Genomic DNA, 23,505 nt, shown 5'->3' with positions numbered 1-23,505 from the left:
GGCCAGGCCACCCAAGGCAGTTGATTGATCGTTTATCCTCGTGGTGCTAATTGGTTGACTGGGGCTTGGCCGGCTGGCTCGCGGCCTCCTGCTCGATGGCTTTGACCCCGACCATCCGGCGGGCTAGGTCGACCATCTTGTCAGCCACTTGGGTGCTGGTCAGCGGCCCTTGGGGGTTGAACCAAGTGTGGGAGTACTCGCAGATCGTGATGATTGCCGAGGCCGTCACCTTGAGATCGTCGATGTCGAAGACACCGAGGGTCTGGCCCCGCTGCAACAGAAGTCGCACGTCGCCGCGATACTCAATTTGGAGTTGGCGCGTCGGCTCGAACCGCTCGGTCGGGATATTTGGGCTCTGAACGCGGCTTAGGTCGAACGCACGAGCGGACTCCGTCTGATCAAGCTGCCAAATCACGTGAGCTCGCACCAATTGCTCGAGCTGCTCGACGGGATCCGTCGATGTCGTGGCCGCCCGGACGAAATCAACGAAATCGCGCATCGAAGCCTCTATGACTTCGATGTATAGATCCTCCTTCGACGGGAAGTACCAGTAAAGGGCGGGAGCGGAAACACCTAGTTCGGCGGCGATCCGTTTCAAGCTCGTGCCTGCGTACCCGACACTGAGGAACATCTTGGTCGCTTCGGCCATGACGCGGTCCCGTCCGACCTGACCCCGTGCATCACCATTAGTTCGCCCGGGTGTTTTTTTCGGTACCCGACGTTGCGTAGTCGTCGTCATGTTGTTCCCCTCCAAGGGCGGCCTTTGGGCTTGCCTTACTTTACGTTTATCACGAGCGCGGAAAAATGCTCCGCCGTTGCACGGCGGTCAATCTTGCCGCTTGCCGTCCGCGGCAATGCATCGGAGACGAAAATCCGTTCAGGCACCGCGTAGTCCGGAAGGGCGGACTGGACATGTCGCATAATTCGATCCTCATCGAAGTGCTGGCCGGGCTTCTTCTCCACGGCAGCGTAGACGCGCTGCTGCAGGATGGGGTCGGGTAGCGGGAAGACGATGCTCTGAGCCACCGCGGCGTCCTCCGCAATTAGCCCTTCGACGTGGGTGGGGAGAATCTTCTCGCCGCCCCGATTGATCACATCGTCGACCCGGCCTTCGATGTAGTAGAAGCCCTCCTCATCGACGCGGGCCAGGTCGCCCGTGCGCAGCCAGCCATCCGTGATTTTCGCGGCGGTCAGTTCTTGCTGCTGCCAGTAACCCTTCATTATGGTCGGGCCCTGAACAAGCAGTTCGCCGACTTCGCCGGGCGCGACATCCTGGTTGTTCTCGCCCACGATGCGGATGCTCGTGCCGGGGACCGCATGGCCGACGGACTCTCCGCGCGAAGCGGCGTGCTCAGGCCCGAGGAACGAAATGGCCGACCCGTATTCTGTCAAGCCGTAGCCGTGATACAGGCGCAGTTTCGGCCACCGTTCCAAGTACTCATGGATCCAGCTTGCCGGCATGGGCGAGCCGCCATATAGCAGGATTCGCATGGGCTCGAGCGCTTCGTCGGCGCCCTCGGCCAGCATGATGAGCCGGTGGATGCTCGGCACCGCCGCCAGATAAGTCACCGGGCGGGCACGGAGTGCTTCTATCGCCAAGGCGGTCTTGTACTTCCGCAACAGATCCGTTCGACCGCCCACCAACAACATGTGACCTAACTGGTCGACAAAGCCAGTGTTGTGAAAGAGCGGAACCACGACGAGGGTAGATTCCTCCGGCCCGGTGTGCATGACCCGCACGAACGCCCACGAGGCTTGAGTAAGCGCGTCATGCGTTAGAGTCGCACCCTTCGGACGGCCCGTGGTTCCCGAAGTGAAGCTGATCAACGCGGCAGCTTTCGGCGACGGGCTCGTCAGCGGCATCGGCTCGACAGGCAGCTCATGGTGCAGATCATGCACGGGAACCCCGCTCACGCCAGAGGAGAGCTCAGCATGGTCCTCGTCCCGCAGAACAAGTGCGGCTCCGAGCGTTGCGACCTGATCCGCGAACTGGCTGGGACTCAGGCGGTTGTTCGCAGGCACGATGACCGCCTCCAGGCCCAGCACGGCGAGATAATGCACGACCCACGAGGTGGTATTAAATCCCGCGATGACGACGCGGTCGCCGGCGGAGACACCCTGCGCGCGAAGCCAGGACCGGCACCGGCCGACATGCTCGGAAAGCTGGGCGTAGGTCAGTTCCTCGGGGCCGGCAGTCAAAGCCATCCGCCCCGGACTTTCAACCGCCCAATGTTCCAGTGCCTCGGGCAGTGTGGGGAAAGGCATCGGCATCGCTGATTTGTCCAACAGGCTCACGGCCCCTCCTTGGCATCGCTATACACATAGTTCATCACGTTTAACTCTTATTCAATATTGTACGGGACGGGGGCACAGTCAAGCATCAGTATCGCGGAAGAGCGATCTCGGTGTGTTCCTTGACACTTCCTTACTTAACGTTAAAGAATAGGCTCAAACACGTCGGAGAAGACGTGGCAAATCCTCAGGACGAAGGAGTGCCGGATGGGGTACCAGATATCGGCAGACACGGGCGGAACCTTCATCGATGTCGTGGTGCGAGGGGGCCCTCAACCGCTGATCGGGAAGTCTCTGACGACGCATGATCGGGTCTTTACGGGCATGTCGCAGGCATTGGGCTTCGCTGCGGAGCAGCTCGGATTGACGGCGAAGGAACTCATCGCCGACACGGACCTGTTCATTTATGGGACGACTCGGGCGACAAACGCCATCGTGACACGTAATACCGCCCGGACGGGATTGCTGACGACGGCGGGGTTCGAGGACGTGCTCGTGCTCAAGGAAGGTGGCAAGCACGATGGCCACGACTTCTCGAAGCCCTACCCGGAGCCATACATCCCTCGCCGCCGCACCGCGGGGGTCCGCGAACGCATCGATTCTGATGGGAACGTCGTGGATGAGCTTGACGAGGTGCACCTGCGCGCCACCATTGAGCGGCTCCTGGCTGACGGTATGGAGGCGATCGCTGTCGCGTTCTTGTGGTCCGTGGTCAATCCCGCCCATGAGTTGCGTGCTGCCGAGATCATTGAGGAGCTGGCTCCCGATGTTCCCGTGACCCTGTCCCACCAAATCGCCCCGATCATTCGCGAGTACCGACGCACCTCGGCTGCGGCGATCGACGCTTCGTTGAAGCCGCTAATGCAGCGGCACTTCCGGGAACTGGAACAGGACCTGCGTGCGTTCGGGTACACCGATCGCATCCTCGTTTCAACCAGCCTCGGTGGTGTCATGAGCATTGAGGAAGTCATTAAGTCCCCGATCCACGCGGCGCGCAGCGGCCCCTCCATGGCACCGTTGGCAGCCTTGCACTATTCCGGGGCTGAGGATCTCGGCGAGGACATCATCGTCGCAGATACAGGCGGAACGACCTTCGATGTGGGGATCTCCCGAGACGGGGCCGTGGTCAAGACACGCGACACCTGGATCGGCCCGCAGTGGGAAGGCGATCTGCTCGGTATCTCCTCCGTCGACATCCGTTCGCTCGGAGCCGGGGGTGGGTCCATCGCCTGGGTCGACAGCGGCGGGTTGCTGCGTGTCGGCCCGCAGTCTGCGGGTTCCGAGCCAGGCCCCGCCTGCTACGGAAACGGTGGACTCGAGCCCACGGTTTCGGATGCGGCCTGCGTTCTCGGTTTCTTCGACCCGGATTACTTCTTGGGCGGCCGGATGACCCTCGATGCAGCTGCGGCCCGCGAAGCTGTGGGCCAGGTGGCGGGCAAACTCGACCTGACGATCGAAGAAACCGCGTGGGGCATCATCACCATCGCAAGCCAGTCGATGGTCAAGGCCGTGCACGAGATCACGATCGGGCAGGGACTCAACCCGCAGGAGAGCACCCTCGTCGCAGGCGGCGGCGCTGCCGGGCTCAACATCATGCAGATCGCGCAGGAGCTCGGCTGCAAGCGGGTTGTGCTGCCGAAGCTAGCCTCGGCGCTGTCTGCATCCGGCATGCACTTCGCCGACATCGTGAAGGAGCAATCCGCAGCACTTATCACGACTGCGCACGGCTTTGACGCCCAGGGCGTCAACGGAGTGCTCAACGGCCTCACCGAGTCGTTGACTGACTTCGCTGCCGGATTCGGGGACCATTACCCGCACTACCGTGTTGAGTACAGCGTCGAAGCCCGTTACCAAAGCCAGATCTGGTCTATCGATGTTCCGCTGCCGGGCGACCAGTTCAACAACAATGAGGACCAACAAGCGCTCTTCGCCGCCTTCCATGATCTACATGAACGCGTCTACGCCGTGCGCGACATCGGCAGTGATATTGAGTTCCTCAACTGGACGGCACGAATCACGATTGAACTGCCCAGCGTGAAGGATTCGCGCCAGTCCAGTGAAGACCACGAGGCAGTGTCGACCCGCTCGCGCACGTGCTACTTCGGTGAGCACGGCTCCGTGGACACACCCGTGTACAAGCCGGACGACCTCCGTCCCGGGGCCCGAGTACTAGGCCCCGCGATCGTCGAAGAACCCACCACCACCCTTGTCATTTTCCCCGGCATGGCTGCCCGGGTATCCGACGCGGGCAACTACCTACTGCAGATTGAGGAGGGAGCAGCATGAGCGCACCCGCATTCGAAGCCACCGAAACCCAGGGTTCCGGAGGGAAGGGACTAAACGCCCCGCCGGCCTTCGACGCCGTGCAGACGGCGATCATGGCAAACAAGATCGACGGCATTGTCCGCGAGATGACCAACACCCTGCTGCGCTCCGCCAGGTCTGCGGTGATCAACAGTGCGCGCGACTTTTCGTGCGCCATCTTGACCAGCGACGACGAACTGCTGGCCGCCGCCGAGGGCCTGCCGGTGCACATCTACGGCACCCAACTCCAGGCCGCAGCGATGCGCCGGGCGCATCCCGAACTGCGCGCGGGAGACGCCTTCTTGGACAATGACCCGTACACCGGTAACTCGCATGCGGCCGACCACACCGTCCTGGTCCCGGTTGTCATCGACGGTGAGCATCTCTTCACGGCAGTCGCCAAAGCCCACCAGGCCGATGTCGGAAACTCCATTCCGACGACGTACCACGCCGCCGCCCGAGACGTCTATGAAGAGGGCGCCGTAATTTTCCCCGTCGTCAAGGTCCAGTCGGGCTACGAGAACATCGACGATGTCATCCGAATGTGCCGTTCGCGCATCCGGGTGCCGTCCCAGTGGTATGGAGACTTCTTGGCGGAGCTGGGCGCGGCCCGCGTCGCCGAGCGGCGCCTGAAGGAACTCGTTGCCAAGTACGGCATGGATCGGGTCAAGCAGTTCATCAAGGACTGGCTGGACTACTCGGAAACGGTCATGGCCTCAGCCATCGCCGAACTGCCTGGGGCGACGATTCGCAACACCGGCCGGCACGACGCCTTCGAGCCATACCTTCCCGACGGCCTCGACTTCTCCGTGATCATCGACATCAACCCCCGCGACAGGATGATCGACGTCGATCTCACCGAGAACGGACCGAACGTCGACTGCGGCCTGAACCTGACCGAGTCGACGACGGCAGCGGCAGTATTCGGTGGAATCTTCAATGCACTAACGGCGGACATCCCGAAAAACTCCGGTGCGTTTCGCCGGGTACGGATCGCGATGAACGAGGGTTCGGCGGTCGGCAAGCCGAAGTTCCCGCACAGTTGCTCGGTCGCGACCACAAACGTCACCGATCGCCTCATCAACGCCGTCGGCGCAGCGTTCGTACAGCTCGGCGAGAACCATGGTGTAGCGGAAGGGGCCGTCGGTGTCGGTGTTGGCTATGCAACTCTCTCGGGCATGGACCATCGTACGAACAGCGCCTTCGTGAATCAGGTGTGCGTGACCGCAAACGGCGGACCAGCAAGTCCGTTCGCCGACGGGTGGCTGACCTACGGCGTTCCGTGCGTGAGCGGGCTCATGTACCGAGACTCGGTGGAGATCGATGAGATCAAGATGCCGATCCGACACCGCTACATGCGCATCCTTCCCGACTCGGCCGGTGCGGGCAGGTTCCGCGGCGGTCCCGCCTTCGAACTGGCCTACACGCCGACGAACGGACCGGTGACCGTGATCTACCTTTGCGACGGCCAAGTCGAGCCCGCAAAGGGGGTCGCCAACGGGCAGAATGGCCGCCGTGCCGAGTCGTGGATTGAGCGGGCCGACGGTACCCGGGAACGCCTGCCGAACGCCGCGACGGTCCACCTTCAGCCGGGCGAGACTATCATCGGGATCGATGCCTCCGGAGGAGGCTACGGCTCTCCCCTCGACCGGGACCCTGCCCTGGTCCTGCACGATGTCAACGAGCGATGGGAGACCCGCGAGCACGCCACCGCAACCTATGGAGTCGTCTTCACCGACGGGCCAGACGGGCTAGCTGTCGACGAGGCCGCTACCTCTGCACGGCGCGCCGCGGCAAATTCCTGACCGCGCTCAATGACCCGGATGAGGCAGTTCCGGGCATTGAACCGGAGCTATCCGGAATCAGCCAACAAATGTATGACCGTTGCCCCTCTGCGGGCCGACACCAAACCAAAGGTAGGGCTATGTCAGAAAAACGAGTTGTCCTTCTCGGCGCCGCTGGCGCACAGGCATCCGGAGTGCTGCGGGGACTAGGACGAGCAAAGGAAGCGATTCGCATCATTGCCTGCGATCGCGCCTTCCGTGATCCGGAGGCGATCGTCGCCGGAAACCACCCGGTAGAGCTGCGGCAGTTCGATCTGATCGCGGAAGCAGACGTGCTGCACCGTGTTCTTGCAGACGCTGATCTGGTGCTGAATTGCACGGGTCCATACTTCAAGCTCGGCCCGATTATCCTCGACGCAGCCATCGCGGCCGGCACGGACTACGTTGATATCTGCGACGACGCGGATGCAACGGCCCTGCTGCTCCAGCGGAACGATGCAGCAGTGACGGCCGGAGTGACTGCCCTCATCGGCATGGGATCCGCGCCGGGAACGACGAACGTGCTGGTCCGGCTCGCGCTCGACGCACTCCCACCGGGCGAAGCGAGTGTAGACATCACCTGGTGTGTCGATGCCAACGACATGTCGGGCGCGGTCGTGCCGCACTTCGCGCATTCATTCGCGACAGCAATCCCCGAGTTCGGGGGAACACCGGCATGGGAGGCGCTAAATCCGCAACGCGTCGAGTTCCCCGAGCCGATTGGCGAGCAGTTGGTCTTGACATTGAGCCATCCCGAGGTTCTCACCCTTCCCTTGTTTACCCGCGCGACACGCGTGGTGAATCGAGGCGGTCTTATCCCCGAGGACTTCACCCACCTTGGGTGGCTCCTGTCGAGGCTGCCCGAGACTGCAGACAGTGGCAAAGTCATGTCGGACACGTTCGACACGTTTCTGGCCCAGTACCGCGACCGGCCATCGGTCGGGTCAGGCCTAATCGTCGACGTTCGCGTCGGCGCGGAGGGGATCGTGTTCAAGTCAGGCGGCCAAATGCCGCAGGACGATGCCACGGGCACACCAGCCGCCGCCGGCGCGCTGATCGCCCTGGCCGGCCAGGTGCCGGGCCCCGGCGCGGTCTCGCCTGAGGTGCTACGACCCAGTGACTTCTTCACTGCACTGCGGAAGGTATCTGCGGGTGGGGGAGGCATGACCGCCTACCGCACGCTGAACGGTGAAATCGTCGAACCGGCCAGAATCCGCGACCTGCTTGCCGCCACCGCCGTAAGCGCTCATTAGGCGCCCGAGCGTATCCAGAAAGATCCATTCGTCGCCGTAAAACGGAGGCGATCTGCTCGACGAAGAAGATGCTGGTCTCCCGCGAATCGGCATCTGCACGCATTGTCTGAGGCACCTGGGGTGCGGGGGTTGCGCCGTCGTGTAGTCGGCGCGGCGAAGTTGTTGCAGGATCTACGGGCAGCCTAGGGAATTAAGCAGTTGGCAGAGAACTACCAAGACCCCTTGACCAACACTCATTAATTAATGTTCAATAAAGAGCAGTCGAGGGCGTATTCGGGAACCTGTGTGGAGGTTCTCCGATGCATCCACTTCAGAGAAGAAACCAAAGGAGCATCATGACGAACATCGATTGGAACCGGGTTTCCAAGGGCGTAGCCAGGGAGAACCAGAAGATGATCTGGCGCCCGTACGGCATCCCGACCGTGATGGACTTGGAGAGTACGTGCTACCACGACGCTCCGATCTCGGAGCCGTGGGAGGAGATCCCGGAGCAGATGATCGTGTCAGTGGCGATCACGGGTGCCTTCTTCCGTCGCGACCAGAACCCGAACCAGCCCATCACCCCCGATGAGATTTTGGCGTCGGCACGGGAAGTCGCAGCTGCCGGGGCGAGTGCGATCCACATCCACGTCAGGGATGAGGATGGGTACAACGTGCTATCCCCGGAGCGGTTCGAGGCCGTCATTGCGCCGCTGCACGAGGAATTCCCCGAAGTTCCCGTGGACGCCTGTTTGGTTCCGGCTCTGGACGGCGAGTGGGAGAAGATGCAGCAGGTCCTCGAGTCCGGGCTGCTGGACGCCGCTCCGATCAACAGTACCGCCACCTACGTGGGTGATTCGCTGTTCGTGAAACCGACCCCGATCCTGCTGGAGAAGACCCGCAAGATCCTGGAGGCCGGTTCGGTTCCGGAGATCGCGGTCTACACGGATGCGGATGTCTCCAACGCCGACCGGTACCTGTTTAAGTCTGGGCTCATCAAGAGCGGCGCGGTATGGCTGGTCCTGCCGGCGCTGCCAGGCTGCAGCCCGATGGAGAACCCGCGACAGATGGTGGCAGGCTTGACCCGAACAGTCGAAGCCATCCGCGATGTCGACCCCGAGGCGGTCATCATGGTGTGTGCCGCCGGTCGGGCCTCGACTCACCTAGCGACTCTGGCCGCTCTGATGGGTCTGCACATCCGGGTCGGCATGGAGGACACGTACTTCAAGTGGCCCCACCGCGATGATCGGATCAGCAGCAACCTCGAGGCATTCCGGCTCGCGCAGCAGCTGGCCGAGGTCGTCGGTCGCCGGGTCGCCACTCCCGCGGAGACCCGCGCCATCATGGGTCTGAAGTCACGCGAGGCAGCCTCCGTGACCAGCTGAGTCCCCTCAGAAATCGTGCAGGTCGGCTCAAAAGCCGACCTGCACGACGTTTAACTGATCGAACCAGAGAATGATCGCGCAGGAGCCGTTCAGCTGCACATCTGCGAGAACGTGCCCGAGAGCTATCCCCAGCGCTTCAGGATCTGTAGCAGCATCACGAGGCTCGTGGCTGGGGGACAGCTTGGTTATCTAGAGGTCGGCGGCCGCATCTCACCTTACAGATGCCGGTACCCGTCCTGGCCGGATCTTGGCCGCGCTGGCCGAGGAAATCACCGCAATGCAGGACGAGGGTGTAGGGGCCGGGCCAGAGCAGATCGAACTGTGAATGATCCTCAACGCCAACTACCCCCTCCATACGGGAGGCTTGACCCTGTTGCTGGGGAAACCGGCACCGCGTTCCAACGGGAGCTGCGTGCCCTTTGCTGTTTCGAGCTAAGCCACAGCCAGGGCCCACTGCCGCTCCCGGGCTTTCGGCTACCACCCGTTCAAGGAGAAAAATGAAAAACAGTACCGACGTAGTCGTTGTCGGTGCCGCCCGGACACCGCAGGGCAAGCTGGTGGGCCAGCTGGCACCGTTGTCCGCCGTTGAGCTCGGTGGCGCAGCGATCGCAGGAGCGCTGGGCCAGGCGGGGATCCGAACGGATGCCGTCGAAGCGGTCATCATGGGACAAGTGCTCCAGGCAGGATCCGGACAGAATCCTGCCCGGCAGGCCGCCCTCGCCGGAGGCGTCCCCCTCGGCGCCCACGCGGCCACCGTCAACAAGGTCTGCCTATCCGGGCTGAGCGCCATCATCGAGGCAAGCCGCCTGTTGCGGCTTGGAGAAGCCGAGGTGGTGGTCGCCGGCGGGCAGGAATCCATGAGCAACGCCCCGCATCTGCTGCGGGATTCCCGCCGCGGGCACCTTTATGGGGACGCGGCGCTAATAGACTCCGCCGCTCATGACGGCCTCACGGACGCCTTTGACCAGATAAGCATGGGTCTGGCCACTGACCGTGCCAATGATGCGATGGGCATCCTTCGCGCCGATCAGGACAAAGCCGCCGCCGATTCCCATCGCCGCGCGGCGGCCGCCCAGTCCGCCGGGCTCTTCAACGCTGAAATCATCCCCGTCAAGGTGCCCCAGCACCGGGGGGAGGCCGAACTCGCCGAAACCGACGAGGGCGTGCGCGCCAATAGCACCGAGGAGTCACTCGGCAGGCTCAGGCCAGCATTCTCCCCAACCGGCACGGTCACCGCCGGCAACGCCTCCCCACTCAGTGACGGTGCCGCCGCTGTCGTCCTCACCACCCGCGGCTACGCGGAGACTCACGGCTTCAGGATTTTTGCGACGCTCGGTGCCCCGGGACAGAGCGCAGGCCCCGACACCTCCCTGCCGGACAAACCGGCCCGCGCGATCAGCAAAGCACTCAAAACGGCGGGATGGACAGTAGCGGATCTGGACTTCGTCGAGATCAACGAGGCGTTCGCTTCCGTTGCCCTGCACTCGGCGGAACAACTCGGCCTCAGCATGGACATAGTTAACGTCAACGGGGGAGCGATCGCACTCGGACATCCGATCGGCGCCTCCGGGGCGCGGGTCGTTGTCTCCGCCGTGCACGAGCTCATGCGCCGCGGCACTGGCAAAGCAGCCGTGGCACTGTGCGGCGGCGGCGGCCAAGGCGAAGCGCTGCTGCTGTCTCGGTGAGAACCGGTTTCAAAATCCCGACGACGGCACTCAGCAGTAAGGAGTTTGCGTGCTTGGACCCTCAGATGGCCTGCGCGTCGTGGACTCAGCGGCATCGGACCGGTGCCGCACTGTCACGAAGGGCTGCAGGCCCGCTGTCCAGGGATTTGATCAACATGCAATACGTCGGGCTCGATTGGTTGGGACCCCATCATCATGGAAAATCATCTCACAGGTAATCCCTTAACGATCGTTAATCTACGCCATACGAGCCACGGGTGCCGCGAACCTGATTCCGTCGCATCATGCAGGCTCTGACTCCCATCCGCCTCTCAACGTCCAGTCCGTTTCTCCGCTATCCGCCAGGAAGGGCCTCTCATCATGTCGGTTCCCCTTGAGCCCACAATGCAAGACAAGAGTTCTGGTCCCAGCGACCGTCTCTCAGGGACCATGGGTACTTGGAAGCTTGTGCTCAGCGTTCTAGCCTTCTCATCCCCTCTAGTCACCATGGCCGGTTACTTCTCGTTGACCATCATGGTCGTTGGCAACACGGCCCCCACTGCTTTCCTCGTGGTTACCGCTGGACTCCTAGTCTTCGCTGTCGGCTACATGGCAATGACACGACGCATGCCTCGCACGGGTGCGTTCTATGCATACATCACGGCAGGGCTCGGCCGGCGAATGGGGCTGGGTGCCGCATTCTTGGCAGCGATCTCCTACCCCATCATTGGCATCGGAGTGTACGTCTTCGCCGGGATGACGTTGACAGACATCGTGACACGCTTCGGGGGGCCTGAAGTCCCCTGGTCGATTGGCGCGTTAGCGACCTTGGCTCTTGTTGCCTTCCTGGGTTACTTCAACGTGGACGTTTCCGCGCGCGTTTTGATGGTGGTCATGTTCGTCGAAGTGGGGCTCCTCCTACTCTTCAACTTCGCCGTTGCTTCGCAGGGCGGCGCAGAAGGGTTGAGCCTCCAGCCGTTTAACCTTGCCGAGTTCTCAGGCAGCAATCCCCTGGTCGGCTTCTTGTTCGCGATTCTGGTGTTCATTGGCTTCGAGGCCACCGCCCTCTATCGAGATGAAGTCAAAGACCCTGACCGCACGGTGCCCCGGGCGACCTACATTTCTCTCCTCTTCATCGGATTGATGTACGCCGCATCGGTGTGGATGCTGGTTAGCGCCTTTGGGGCGGCTGAAACCACAGCGAGCGAGCAGCCGGAGGCAATGTTTTCCATCGCCGCAGAGCAGTTCATCGGCAGATGGTTCACAGACGCTATAGGCGTGCTGGTGATCACAGCAATTCTGGCTGCCACCCTGTCCATTCATAACGCCTCGACGAGGTATGTCTTCACCATCGGCGTCGATGGTGGACTCCCGCGGACTCTTGGCACGGTGCATCCGAAGTTTAAGTCCCCTGCTCGGGCGTCGACAACCGTCTCGGTGTTTTCGGCTTTCACCCTCTTGATTCTTGTGGCTACCGGCAGTGATCCATCCACTCTGTACGGACAACTTGCTGGACTTGGCAGCATGGGGATCATCGTCTCCATGGCTCTTGTGAGCATCTCCGTCATCGTATGGTTCAAGTTCAAAGACAGAAGCTCCGGGGAAAACATCTGGAAGACGCTCATTGCACCGCTTACTTCCGCGCTGTTCCTGATTGCGATTGCCGTCTACGGATTCATGAACTTCGAGTTGGTCGTCGGCGGGCAACCCGGCGAGAACATTGCCTTGGTCCTGATCCCCCTCTTGGCAGTCGCCGTGGGCGTGGTCATCGCATCGATTATCAAGATCCGTAGGGCAGACGACTATCAGAAGATTGGAGGGAGCGATCGATCATCACTGTCTGATCCTCCAGAGATGGACAAAGAGTCAGTCTGACAGCTAGGCTCGCCCATCCATGGCACCAACAGAGTGAGAGCGCCCAGCATCGCGCCCCGTCCAACCCCGATACAGGGGAGGACTGATGAACCCCAAAGGAGTAGGACGGGGCGGACTGACGGACGTGCCTTGGTGGCTTCTTCCTCGCGTAGCGAAGGGTCTGGGCGAAGCGGGTGGCAGCCCCTGACCGGCGCAGGGAGTATCGTTCGAGCAACTGTGGGAGCGCTTATGAAGGGCGCGACGGTGACTTGCTGGTCTCCGGCAATCGGGATGAACGGCATTGGGAAGATCCAAAAAAGTTTGATGTCTCCCGGGAAATCAAGGGTTCCCTCTCCCACGTCTCGTTCGCCGACGGCATCCATCGCTACATTGGCGCTCCAGTAGTTCGGCTTGAAGCCAGGTTGGTGATCGAGGAACTGCTTAAAAGGATGTGTCGGATGAAGCAAGTTGGGCAAAACGTCATCGAGGAGATATCCGCTGAGCATGGTCGGCTCGACGGCCTTGTCAACAACGCCGGCGTCCTCAGCGTCCATTCCCGGGCCGACACAGCTCCGAATGAGTTCGATCGGGTGGTGGCAGTGAATCAGCTGTGGCCGCTACCCAACCGCACGACCAAAATCCACGGCATTAACGCGGCCGGCCTGCCACGTCACGGAAAGAGAAGCTGACCGTTGGTCATCGAGATCTCGTGGAGGAATTAGCGGTCGGGGTCAAGATCACGTGATCCGACTCGTTCCCACAGGAGACCGGTCAGCAGGCTCAAGTCGCGGGCGCCCTGCCCATAGTCGATCACGGTGGTTCGCAACCGCGGCCGGCAAGATGCGTAAACTCTGGTGCCTGCGCTTGTCTCATAATTTTTGATTTCGATGACCTCGCCCCAGCTCCAAAAGTTGATCCGTGTGTTGATGATCATCCCGCCGGGGACCGCCTTGATCCGTGAAAATCTGTTCTGGCTGCACACTATTGAACGAAGTTCTTCGTGCAACGTCTCCAGCCCGATGGTCACCGTGAACTCTCTAGAGGCCCTCACACCTTCTACGTGGACTTCCCGGGACGCAGCAGTCGCCCTGGATCTCCGGCCGCGTACTGCAGCTGCCGCAATCAGTACGACAGAAACCAGCAGCCACGCCGGAAGCAACCAGTCCGGAATGCCCGAGTCTCCATCCAAGAAGGCCTCCTTTACCGTGCAGTCCTGCTGCTCCCGGCCTGGATTCTCTTAGCCGCGAACCGAGATGGGTTAGGTAGGGCAAAGCGTAGTGTTTTCAGGGCTGCGCGGGTAGCTTGAAGCCCAGCCGGAAGGCGAGTCTTTCTCCAACCTACGGCCAATATCATGACCCCATGCAGACGGCTTTGATACTCATAAGCACTGGTATTTTGCTTGGCATGCCCACGGCCATATTTGCCTACAGAAATCCGCGACGGAAAGGTGGCCCCTTGACGTACAGCGGACAGGGCTTCTCGGCCTAAGTGCCCTTGGCATGGCCTGCCTCATCGTCGGAGCCGCTGTTCTCTTATCAGTCCTGCAGTAGTTAGGAATAGTCCAACTTTTGGGGGACCAGTTCAGCAACGTGGCACTTTTCGGCGCTCCGTCGGTCTGCACAAAGCTGTCCAGCTCCCATCCCCGGGGCCGGGTCGTCTTCCGGGCGGGAAACTTCCCTGCTTTAGGCTGGTTTTTACGCCGATAAGCTACCTTTCGTCAACCTAGGGGAGGGGCCCGTGAATCGTCCCCACGTCCTACCTGTCGTGTGCTGATGCCTCAAGCCCGCCGCAGCCTCAGGCAGACTGGGCGGAACTCCACAGCCGAACGGCACGATCGGTTGCCCTTAGTTAGTCAGGAGCTGGCCAATGACAGATTCAGAGAGCATTCCGTTTTCCAAATCCTGGAGCGGTGTCCGGCCTCCAAGTAAATCATTCGCACTTATCCACCATTCGGCGGCCGCGCAAGGGTCAGCCTTCGCATCCAGACGGATATTTGCAGGGCCAACGAGGGGCCTAGGATGGCAGCTTGCGAACTACGGACAACCTGCGTCCAGGGTTTCCCCTGTTTGGACATCTGTAGGTATTACAGAGCCAAGCCGTCAGGGACGGAGCTGATCGGCAGGGATAATCTCCTCATTGTTCTCCGGCCAGTACCCGCATTATCAAACGGAGACTCCCGTGTCGCGTGAACCACTGGCAAAAGGGGGATACTAGTGAGGCCACCCCACCCCGTGCGGGAACCGGGTACTACAGTGGGTGCATGGCTCCCAGCCGCAATCCGCTCGACGACCTGCGCGAAACCATCGGCCATCTGGCCGATCAGCTCAAGCTGCACGGTTCGGAGCGCGTCGACGACCTGGTCGGCGATCGCATCGGTGCGAGGCCCGGGCCGGCCCGGCCGCTGTCCGAGGTGCAGGCCGAGCTCGACACGCTGGTCGGACTGGGGACCGTGAAGGAACAGGTGCGGGCCCTCGTCGCACTGCTCCAGGTCCAGGCCCGCCGTAAGGCGCACGGCCTGCCGGAGGTGGCCACATCACAGCATCTGGTGTTCCTCGGAAACCCGGGCACGGGCAAGACCACCGTGGCGCGGCTCCTGGCAGAGATGTACCGCGCGGTCGGTCTACTGCAGAAAGGCCATCTGGTCGAGGTCGATCGTTCGGGCCTGGTGGGGCAGTACGTCGGCGCGACCGCCATCAAGACGGACCGGGTGATCCGGCGTGCGCTGGACGGCGTCCTGTTCATCGATGAGGCCTACGCGCTGGCCCCGGAGGACGGCCGGGCGGACTTCGGCCCCGAGGCGATCGAGGTCCTGCTCAAGCGGATGGAGGACTACCGCCACCGCCTGGTCGTGATCGTGGCCGGCTACCCGCAACTGATGGAGTCCTTCCTGCTCTCGAACCCCGGACTGCGCTCCCGATTCGCCCGCGAGATCACGTTCCCCGACTACTCCATCGACGAACTCCAGACGATCTTCCACCAGATGCTGGCCCAACACGAGTACACGCTGGAGCCGGGTGCGGACCAGATGCTGCGCCGCATTTTCACCGGGCTCCACGCGGGCGAGGACTCCGGCAACGCACGGTTCGCCCGCACGCTGTTCGAGCAGTCGCTCAACCGCCAGGCGCTGCGGCTGTCGCTGGACGAGGAACGAAGTCTCGATGCGCTCGATCGTGAGGCCGTCATGACGCTGACCGAGGACGACATCGTCGAGGCTGCGCTGGCCTTGGGCGAGGAGCCGGAGCCGGAACCGACGCCGGAACCGGAGCAGTCACGCTGGCGGCGCTGGCTGGCCTGACCGGATCTGCGGCGGCTGCAGGCGAATGCCGCGTTCGCTGCGGCTGGTCTGCAACGTCCGGCGGAAGAAACGCTGCAACTCTTAGCAGGGCGAGCACGGCATCGTTGCCCCGAACCTGCTGAACCGGCAGTTTAATGCCGGCGCCCCCACGAAAAGCGGGAGCCGTACCAAGGGAAGACGGAAGGCCCGCGACGTTGCGGGCCTTCCGGGCGTAACTACTTCCCATGAATACCGAGGCGTCTTTGCCTCGGGTCTGCTGTGGCGGCCATGGCCGGCTACCCCGCCGTGCGTGCCGGCGGGGTGTGCAGCCGCTGAGCCACCTCACCCTGGGTGTCAGCCGCCGAAGAGCGGGGCGATCGACTTGACCAACTGCTGGATACCGAGGACGCCGAACAGCAGGGCACAGATGCCCAGCGCGATGTTGGTGTGCAGTCGGTTGGCCCACGCCTTCGGGATCCGCTTGCCGTTGAGGAGGCCGAGCAGGGTCAGGGCAAGGAACGGCATGAACAGCGAGCCGAGGACGCCGTAGGCCAGGATCAGCGCGATCGGCTTGCCCATGATGAACAGCAGCATGGGCGGGAAGGTCAGCCAGAGCACATAGAACTTGAAGTACTTGCCCCCCACGCGGGTGTCCGGATGGCCGGAGGGCTTCTTGCGCATGTGGCCCCAGAAGTCGGCGAACATCAGGGACACGCCGTTCCAGACGCCGATGATGGAGGAGAACGACGCCGCCCAGAAGCCGACCAGGAAGGCGGTGCCGACGACCTCGCCGTAGCGATCGTTGAGGACGTTGCCCAGATCCAGCAGGCCCTCATCGCTTCCGCTGATGGAGACTCCGGCCGAGCGGACGACCTCCGCGCCGACGATCAGCATGGCAATGACGAAGATGCCGGTCATGACGTAGGCCATGGAGTTATCGATGCGCATGACACGCATCCACTTGGGGGTGTACCAGCCCTTTTCACGCAGCCAGTAGCCGTAGGCTGCCAGCGTGATGGTGCCGCCGACGCCGCCGGCGAGGGCCAGGGTGGACAGGAGGCCGCCTTCTGCCGGGATCGAGGGGATCAGCCCCTTGAGCATTTCGGGGATGTTGGGAACGGCAATGATGGCCAGGCCCACGACGGTGACGAACATGATGCCGACCAGCGCTGCGGTGATTTTCTCGAAGGTGGCATATTTGCCGAACCAGATCATGACGAAGCCGGCCAGGCTGTTCAGGATGGCCCACGCCCACAGCGGGAGCACCGGGAACATGGCGGCCAGCGGCAGCGCTGCCGCGGAGGTGGCGGTGGCGCCGTAGACGAAGCCCCAGATGATGATGTACGGGCCGAAGTACCACGTGGTCCAGCGGCCGAGTGTCAGCCAGCCTTCGAAGATGGTCTTGCCGGTGGCCAGGGTGTAGCGTCCGGCGCCTTCGACCAGGACGATCTTCATGACGACACCGACGATGACGGCCCAGAAGAGCTGGTAACCGAATTGGGTGCCGGCCACCAGGGTGGCGACCATGTCCCCAGCCCCCACGCCGGTGGCCGCTACGACGAGCCCGGGGCCGACAATTTTCCATTTGGCGGGCTTGCCGCCGTCGTCGTCAATCCGGTCGGCGTGGTTCACCGCTCCGGTTGGCGCGTTGTACTCAGACATTTGGATTTCCTGTTCTTGGAAGAATTGGTGCAATCGACGTGAGGCTTGTTCCGTCAGGGCAGCCTCTGGTTCTTTCCCCTTTCTCGATCGGGCTCGCAGCGGGCAGGTGTCAGGACGCCTGGGGTTCCAGCCGCCGGCAGAAAAGAGCCATCAGGAGAACCAGGGCGGTGGGAACGGCGAGGGCCGTGAGGCCGGCAAAGGGTACGACGGCCGCACCGACGATGGCGCCGCCCAGCATGCTTCCAACGGCTGCCAGCTGGCGCGCCGAAACACGCCGTTTGCGCCAGGTTCGGCCCGCTCCGGCCTCGGCGAAGAATTGCGAGAGCGTGGAGGTGACGACCACGGTGTTGATCTCGGGGACCGCCAGAAGTCTCGCGGCGAGGCTCTGGCAACCCATGGCCACCCCGATGAGGGCGGTGATGACCAGTCCCAAAGATCCGCCCCCGTTCATGAAAGCGAGGGCGGTGCTCGCGGCCAGGAGCACCCCGGTGGTGAGGAACAGCATCCGTGGGGCCGGGGATCCCCGCTTTGTTGCCTCCAGCAGCCTGTTGCACAGGCCCGCCACCATGCATCCGACGCAGAACGCGAGGAGGGCGACCAGCGGGTGGATCAATTCGGCCCAGTCCCCGCTCAGTCCGATTCCCACCAGGATCAGGTTTCCGGTCATGTTGGCGCCGAAAATGCGGTCCAGTCCGAGGTAGGTCAGGGCATCAAGGAAGCCCGTGCCGAACGAGAGCACCGTCAAGAGGAGCGGATCGGGAAGCAGCCAGCCGCGCCGGGCACTCTTTGCCGGACGCCTTTCCGTCAGCGTCATCCGAGCGGTCCATAGCGTCCGGATCCGTCCGATCGGGGATCGCTGGCCGCCACCGGAGCGCCGGCGGAATCCACCGTGACCAGCTGCATGTGCCCCAGCCCGTCGGTGAAGTCCGGCTCCATGCGGGTCCTGCCGAGGCTCGCGGCCAACTGCTCCCGCGTCCCGGCATCCACGGACTGTTCAATGACGGCCACATCGGCACCCTGGTCGTCCTGCACGATCATCCAGCGCGGGCCCAGCAGCGCAGACGCCGGCGATTCGCCCGCCCACTGCCTCAGCAATACCTGGGCGTGGATCTGCGGCTGGGCCTTGCCGCCCATGGTCGACTGGATGTAGCGGATGCGCTCGTGCTCGTCGGTCACCATGACCGGCATCAGCGTGTGCGGCGGCATGGCTCCGCCCCGGAAGGCGTTCGGCTGCGAGTCGTTCAGCGAGAACATTGAGCCCCGGCACTGCAGGATGACGCCGGTAGCCGGATCCATCAGGTACGAGCCGAAGGCCGAATACAGGCTCTGGATCCAGGACACGCTCAATCCCGTGCTGTCCACGCACGAAATTCCGACCGTGTCTCCGTCGGCCCGGGCCGAGGCCAGTGCGGGGGTTCCCGACGACGGCAGGTCCTCCAGGCCGTAATTGCGGTAGAAGTACGGTTCGGAGTCTTCGCTGAGGATGTTGTCCCGCAGGTGGTTGCAGATCCGGGCATTGACCTGCATGGCCTCGACGACATCCGGCGAGGTCACCGCATGGCCCGTCGCCGCGGACAGGTTCTCCAGTAGCCGGATCAGTGCGAAGCCCTGGGTGGGCGGCGGGCTGGTGTACACGGTGTGGCTTTCGCCGCGATGGGACAGCGGCGCGGCCGTGACCGGGACGACCGATGCGAAGTCGTCGGCGCTGAATTCGGCGCGATGGCCCTGCATAAACGAGAGCAGTGACTCGCCCGTCGTGCCCCGGTAGAACTCCTGGAACCCCGCCGAACCCATGCGGCGCAGCGTTTCCGCCAGCGCCGGGTTCGACACGCGCTTGCCCGGCTCAAACGAGGAACCAAACAAGGCGGAGACGAGTTCGGCACTTATTCCTCCGGCAGCTGCTGCTTTGACCGCTGCCATCGTCACCGACCGGGACAGCTGATAGCCGCCGGCGAGTTCGGCCGCCCTTTCGAGCAGGGTCGAGGGATCCAGACGCCCGTACCGCTCGTGCAGGTGCTGCCAGCCGGCGGGGGCTCCGGGAACCGTGAGGGTCGCCGGTCCCCGGGCCGGCATCTTCTCGCCAAACCGATCCCTCATGTCCGCCAGGCGGCCGGCACCGGGGGCCCGGCCTACGGCAAGCACGCACTCAGGCTCTGCATCGGGTTCCTTCACCAGCGCCACCAGATCGCCGCCGATGGAACAGTTGTGCGGATAGACGACGGACAGGACGGCGGCCGCGGCGATGGCCGCGTCGACGGCGCTCCCGCCTTCCTGGAGAACGGCCCACCCGGCCTCCGTGGCCAAGTGGTGCGGTGTTGAGATTGCTGCTTGATTCATTGCGGGGGCTTCCTCTGCTAGTTCACAGAACCGGTAGGGTGGTTGGACCACTTTGGGTAGCATAGTGAGGTGAGTCACTAAACCACAAGGTGTGGTGCCGGGAAATACACTTTTAATTGCCGGGAACTTGTGCGGTCAGGGGGGAGACCCGCTAGCCGGTACCCATAGAGAGGACGAATATGCGGAGCCTGAGGCAGGAGCCTTTATTGGTATTCAGCGATCGCGTAGACGTCCTCGCCGAGGCAATTCGGACCCGGATTGAGGACGGTACCCTGAGCCCCGGAGCTAAACTTCCGAGCGAACGGGAAATTGCCGAGAATTACCGCTTGTCCAGAAATACGGTGCGGGAAGCCCTGCGTGAGCTCGAGGCCGTCGGCCTGCTGTACCGCCGCCCCGGCAGCGGCACCTACGTAGCCGACGAACCGCTTTTGGCCTTCGGCTCCTCGTCGCTGACCGGCAGTACCGGTGCCGGAGACCCGATGAATCACGTCATGGATCTCCGCCTTGTCATCGAACCGGGGATCGCCAAGCGGGCGGCCATCAGGGCACGGGGCCAGGTCTCCAAATTGCGGTCGATCCTCGATGCCGCCACCAAAGAGGCGGCCCGCCCCCAGCCTTCGAACGCGGAATTAAGAAAACTGGATTTGGATTTCCATGCGGAACTGGCCCGGCTCTCCCTGAACCCGCTGCTGACCGAATTGTTGGCGATGTCCAATGACCTGATGGCCCCCTCACGTGCCGACGAATTCCTGACGCTGGAGCGTGTCCGAAGCTCTGTGATGTGGCACGGCCGCATTTTTGAGGCTGTTTTGGCGCGCGACGGAGACGGGGCCTTCGATGCCATGGAGGAGCACCTGATCGACATCAAGGGCCACACCGAAAAGGGACAGTGAATACGGGGCAATACCGCCGCCCGCGAGGCTTAGCCGGACCGGCGCGCGGTTAGCACTCGACGACGTTGACGGCCAGGCCTCCCATCGCGGTTTCCTTGTACTTGGAGCTCATGTCCTTGCCGGTTTCACGCATGGTGATGATGACTTCGTCCAGCGAGACGCGGTGCGTCCCGTCGCCCCAGAGCGCCATCTTGGCCGCGTTCACGGCCTTGGCGGCGCCGATGGCGTTGCGTTCGATGCAGGGGATCTGCACCAGGCCGCCGATCGGGTCGCAGGTCAGTCCCAGATTGTGCTCCATGGCGATCTCGGCGGCATTTTCCACCTGCGCGGGACTGCCGCCCATCACCTCGGCCAGTCCCGCTGCGGCCATCGAGGACGCGGAACCCACCTCGCCCTGGCAGCCGACCTCGGCGCCGGAGATGGAGGCCTGCTCCTTGTAGAGGACCCCGACGGCGGCGGCAGCCAGCAGGAACTTGACGATGACGTCTTCCTTGTCCGCCTGCGTCGCCTTGTCCATGCCGGGCGCGTAGTGCGTGGCGTAGAACATGACCGCGGGGATGATGCCGGCCGCTCCGTTGGTCGGTGCGGTGACGACGCGGCCGCCCGAGGCGTTCTCCTCGTTTACGGCCAGGGCCACCAGGTTGACCCATTCCTGCCAGTATTTGTGGTCCCGGTCCTTGTCTTCCTTGCGCAGCCGCTCATGCCAGGCGGGGGCCCGGCGCCGGACGTTCAGCCCGCCGGGCAGGACACCTTCGCGCCTGATGGCGGAGTCCTTGCATTCCTCCATCACCTGCCAGATGTGGATCAGGCCTGCGCGGATGTCCGCCTCGGAGCGCGAGGCCTTCTCGTTGAGCATCATGATGTCGCTGATGCCCAGGCCGGTGTTGCGGCAGTGTTCGAGCAGTTCCGCCGCCGTCCGGAAGGGGTAGGGGAGCGTCGCCTGGGCGGCATCCGGCTCCCGGGCGGCGGCACCTTCCTCGCCGTCGCGGACCACGAAGCCGCCGCCCACGGAAAAGAACGTCGCCTCGTGAAGGACCGAGCCGGCGTCGTCGGTCACCTGGAATTTCATCCCGTTGGTGTGCCGGGGCAGCACGGTGAGCGGGTGCTGCACCATGTCCTCGACCCGGTAGGCCAGGACCCGCCCGGCCGAGCCTTCGACCCGCGCGCACATCTGCAGCTCGCCGGTCGAGGCCATCTCCGCCAGGCGGGATTCGACGTCGTCGGGCAGGATCTGCTCGGGCTGGAAACCTTCCAGCCCGAGCATCACCGCCGTGAACGTGCCGTGGCCGCGGCCGGTGGCCGCGAGGGACCCGTACAGGTCCACCCGCAGCCCGGCCACCCGGTCCAGCACGCCGCTTGACACCAGTTCCCCGGCAAAGACCGCGGCCGCCCGCATCGGACCGACGGTGTGCGAACTGGACGGACCGATGCCCACGGTAAAGAGGTCGAAGACGCCGACGGCCATGATGGCTCCTCAGCGCCCTTCGGTTGCGGAAACCGGTGCCAGGTCCGGGTAGAGCGGGTGCGCCTGGGCCAGTGCCTCCACCCGGGCCTTCAAACCGGACAGGTCCGCGGCCGGCCCGGCGATGAGGGCCTCGGCGATGATGTCCGCGACCTGGCGGAACGCCTCGTCGCCGAAGCCGCGGGTGGCCAGCGCCGGCGTGCCGATGCGCAGGCCGGAGGTGACCATGGGCGGCCGCGGGTCGAACGGCACCGCGTTGCGGTTCACCGTGATGTCGATGGCCGCCAGCAGGTCCTCGCCCTGCTGTCCGTCCAGCTCGGAATTGCGCAGGTCGACCAGGACCAGGTGCACGTCCGTGCCGCCGGTCAGCACCGTGATGCCCTTCTCCGCGACGTCGTGCTGCGACAGCCGCTCGGCCAGGATCCGTGCGCCCGCCAGCGTACGCTGCTGGCGGTCGGCGAATTCCTTGGAGGCGGCAACCTTGAACGCCACGGCCTTGCCCGCGATGACATGTTCGAGCGGCCCGCCCTGCTGGCCTGGGAACACCGCGGAATTGATCTTCTTGGCGATGTCCGCCTCGTTGGTCAGGATGATGCCGCCGCGCGGCCCCGCCAGCGTCTTGTGCGTGGTGGACGTGACCACGTGGGCGTGCGGCACCGGGCTGGCGTGTAGGCCGGCGGCCACCAGGCCGGCGATGTGCGCCATGTCCACCATCAGGTACGCCCCGACCTCGTCGGCGATCCGGCGGAATTCCGCGAAGTCGAGCTCGCGCGGATAGGCGGACCAGCCGGCGATGATCAGCTGCGGCTGGTGCTCGTGCGCCAGCCGCTCCACCTCGGCCATGTCGACCCGGTGGTCCTCCTCGGAGACGCCATAGGCGGCCACGTTGTAGAGCCGGCCGGAGAAGTTGATCTTCATGCCGTGGGTCAGGTGCCCGCCGTGGGCCAGGTTCAGGCCCAGGATCGTGTCGCCGGGCTTGATCAGGGCGTGCATCACGGAGGCGTTCGCCTGGGCGCCGGAGTGCGGCTGGACGTTGGCGAAGCCGGCGCCGAACAGCTCCTTGACCCGGTCGATGGCCAGCTGCTCGATCACGTCCACGTGCTCGCAGCCGCCGTAGTACCGGCGCCCCGGGTAACCCTCGGCGTATTTATTGGTCAAGACCGAGCCCTGCGCCTGCATGACGGCGACGGGGGTGTGGTTCTCCGAGGCGATCATTTCCAGCCCGGACTGCTGGCGGCGCAGCTCGTTGTCGATCTGGGCGGCAATTTCCGGATCGAGGACGCCCAGGTCCACGTTCAGGCTGGTGCTGGCGACCGCCGCCAT

General features: G+C 63.5%; 17 protein-coding genes. 9 read left to right on the top strand and 8 right to left on the bottom strand.

The window, feature by feature from the left end:
* Positions 1 to 46 precede the first annotated feature (46 nt).
* Together AC5RUH_RS01195 and AC5RUH_RS01190 are read right to left on the bottom strand one after the other, a co-directional pair.
* Positions 47 to 649: a TetR/AcrR family transcriptional regulator gene (locus AC5RUH_RS01195; RefSeq protein ID WP_494127669.1), complete on the bottom strand. Its 603-nt coding sequence runs from the start codon at positions 647 to 649 to the stop codon at positions 47 to 49.
* 125 nt (positions 650 to 774) lie between these two features.
* Positions 775 to 2,295 carry a class I adenylate-forming enzyme family protein gene (locus AC5RUH_RS01190; protein ID WP_494127668.1) on the bottom strand — a complete coding sequence of 507 codons (1,521 nt, stop codon included), beginning with the start codon at positions 2,293 to 2,295 and terminating at the stop codon, positions 775 to 777.
* A gap of 204 nt (positions 2,296 to 2,499) precedes the next feature.
* Here AC5RUH_RS01190 and AC5RUH_RS01185 point away from each other — a divergent pair, with 204 nt between their 5' ends.
* The 7 genes from AC5RUH_RS01185 (at position 2,500) to AC5RUH_RS01155 (ending at position 13,243) form a co-directional block, all read left to right on the top strand.
* On the top strand, positions 2,500 to 4,578 hold the full coding sequence (locus tag AC5RUH_RS01185; RefSeq protein ID WP_494024056.1) for a hydantoinase/oxoprolinase family protein: 2,079 nt from the start codon (positions 2,500 to 2,502) through the stop codon (positions 4,576 to 4,578).
* Positions 4,575 to 6,401, top strand: a complete 1,827-nt coding sequence (locus AC5RUH_RS01180; RefSeq protein WP_494112249.1) for a hydantoinase B/oxoprolinase family protein — start codon at positions 4,575 to 4,577, stop codon at positions 6,399 to 6,401. Before AC5RUH_RS01185 ends, AC5RUH_RS01180 begins: the two co-directional genes overlap by 4 nt.
* Before the next feature lie 119 nt (positions 6,402 to 6,520).
* Positions 6,521 to 7,672, top strand: coding sequence for a saccharopine dehydrogenase family protein (locus AC5RUH_RS01175; protein ID WP_494127667.1), 1,152 nt, complete (start codon positions 6,521 to 6,523; stop codon positions 7,670 to 7,672).
* Between the two features lie 335 nt (positions 7,673 to 8,007).
* Complete coding sequence (locus tag AC5RUH_RS01170) at positions 8,008 to 9,036, top strand: beta-keto acid cleavage family enzyme (protein ID WP_494024059.1); 1,029 nt, start codon at positions 8,008 to 8,010, stop codon at positions 9,034 to 9,036.
* 497 nt (positions 9,037 to 9,533) lie between these two features.
* Positions 9,534 to 10,721: an acetyl-CoA C-acyltransferase gene (locus tag AC5RUH_RS01165; protein ID WP_494112252.1), complete on the top strand. Its 1,188-nt coding sequence runs from the start codon at positions 9,534 to 9,536 to the stop codon at positions 10,719 to 10,721.
* Between the two features lie 429 nt (positions 10,722 to 11,150).
* Positions 11,151 to 12,575 carry an APC family permease gene (locus tag AC5RUH_RS01160; RefSeq protein WP_494127666.1) on the top strand — a complete coding sequence of 475 codons (1,425 nt, stop codon included), beginning with the start codon at positions 11,151 to 11,153 and terminating at the stop codon, positions 12,573 to 12,575.
* A 173-nt stretch (positions 12,576 to 12,748) separates the two neighbouring features.
* The gene (locus AC5RUH_RS01155) at positions 12,749 to 13,243 is read left to right on the top strand and encodes an SDR family NAD(P)-dependent oxidoreductase (RefSeq protein WP_494112254.1); all 495 of its coding nucleotides are present in this window, start codon (positions 12,749 to 12,751) and stop codon (positions 13,241 to 13,243) included.
* Positions 13,244 to 13,272: 29 nt separating this feature from the next.
* Here the strand turns inward: AC5RUH_RS01155 and AC5RUH_RS01150 are convergent, their stop codons facing one another.
* The gene (locus AC5RUH_RS01150; protein WP_494127665.1) at positions 13,273 to 13,581 is read right to left on the bottom strand and encodes a hypothetical protein; all 309 of its coding nucleotides are present in this window, start codon (positions 13,579 to 13,581) and stop codon (positions 13,273 to 13,275) included.
* Positions 13,582 to 14,814: 1,233 nt separating this feature from the next.
* Here AC5RUH_RS01150 and AC5RUH_RS01145 point away from each other — a divergent pair.
* On the top strand, positions 14,815 to 15,849 hold the full coding sequence (locus AC5RUH_RS01145) for an AAA family ATPase (protein WP_494127664.1): 1,035 nt from the start codon (positions 14,815 to 14,817) through the stop codon (positions 15,847 to 15,849).
* Between the two features lie 333 nt (positions 15,850 to 16,182).
* Here the strand turns inward: AC5RUH_RS01145 and AC5RUH_RS01140 are convergent, their stop codons facing one another.
* The 3 genes from AC5RUH_RS01140 to AC5RUH_RS01130 form a co-directional block, all read right to left on the bottom strand.
* Positions 16,183 to 17,490 carry an Nramp family divalent metal transporter gene (locus tag AC5RUH_RS01140; RefSeq protein ID WP_494001122.1) on the bottom strand — a complete coding sequence of 436 codons (1,308 nt, stop codon included), beginning with the start codon at positions 17,488 to 17,490 and terminating at the stop codon, positions 16,183 to 16,185.
* A 109-nt stretch (positions 17,491 to 17,599) separates the two neighbouring features.
* The gene (locus tag AC5RUH_RS01135) at positions 17,600 to 18,304 is read right to left on the bottom strand and encodes a YoaK family protein (RefSeq protein WP_494001121.1); all 705 of its coding nucleotides are present in this window, start codon (positions 18,302 to 18,304) and stop codon (positions 17,600 to 17,602) included.
* A complete protein-coding gene (locus AC5RUH_RS01130) occupies positions 18,301 to 19,827 on the bottom strand; it encodes a gamma-glutamyltransferase (RefSeq protein WP_494001120.1) in 1,527 nt (508 codons plus the stop codon). Before AC5RUH_RS01130 ends, AC5RUH_RS01135 begins: the two co-directional genes overlap by 4 nt.
* Before the next feature lie 179 nt (positions 19,828 to 20,006).
* Here AC5RUH_RS01130 and AC5RUH_RS01125 point away from each other — a divergent pair, with 179 nt between their 5' ends.
* On the top strand, positions 20,007 to 20,720 hold the full coding sequence (locus AC5RUH_RS01125; protein ID WP_494001119.1) for a FadR/GntR family transcriptional regulator: 714 nt from the start codon (positions 20,007 to 20,009) through the stop codon (positions 20,718 to 20,720).
* Between the two features lie 49 nt (positions 20,721 to 20,769).
* Here AC5RUH_RS01125 and AC5RUH_RS01120 read toward each other — a convergent pair whose 3' ends face one another.
* A complete protein-coding gene (locus tag AC5RUH_RS01120; RefSeq protein WP_494001118.1) occupies positions 20,770 to 22,185 on the bottom strand; it encodes an L-serine ammonia-lyase in 1,416 nt (471 codons plus the stop codon).
* A gap of 9 nt (positions 22,186 to 22,194) precedes the next feature.
* On the bottom strand, positions 22,195 to 23,505 hold the full coding sequence (gene glyA, locus AC5RUH_RS01115) for a serine hydroxymethyltransferase (RefSeq protein ID WP_494127712.1): 1,311 nt from the start codon (positions 23,503 to 23,505) through the stop codon (positions 22,195 to 22,197).

This window comes from Arthrobacter sp. Y3223166 (genome assembly GCF_059090935.1).
This window is presented reverse-complemented; position numbering and strand designations above follow the sequence as displayed.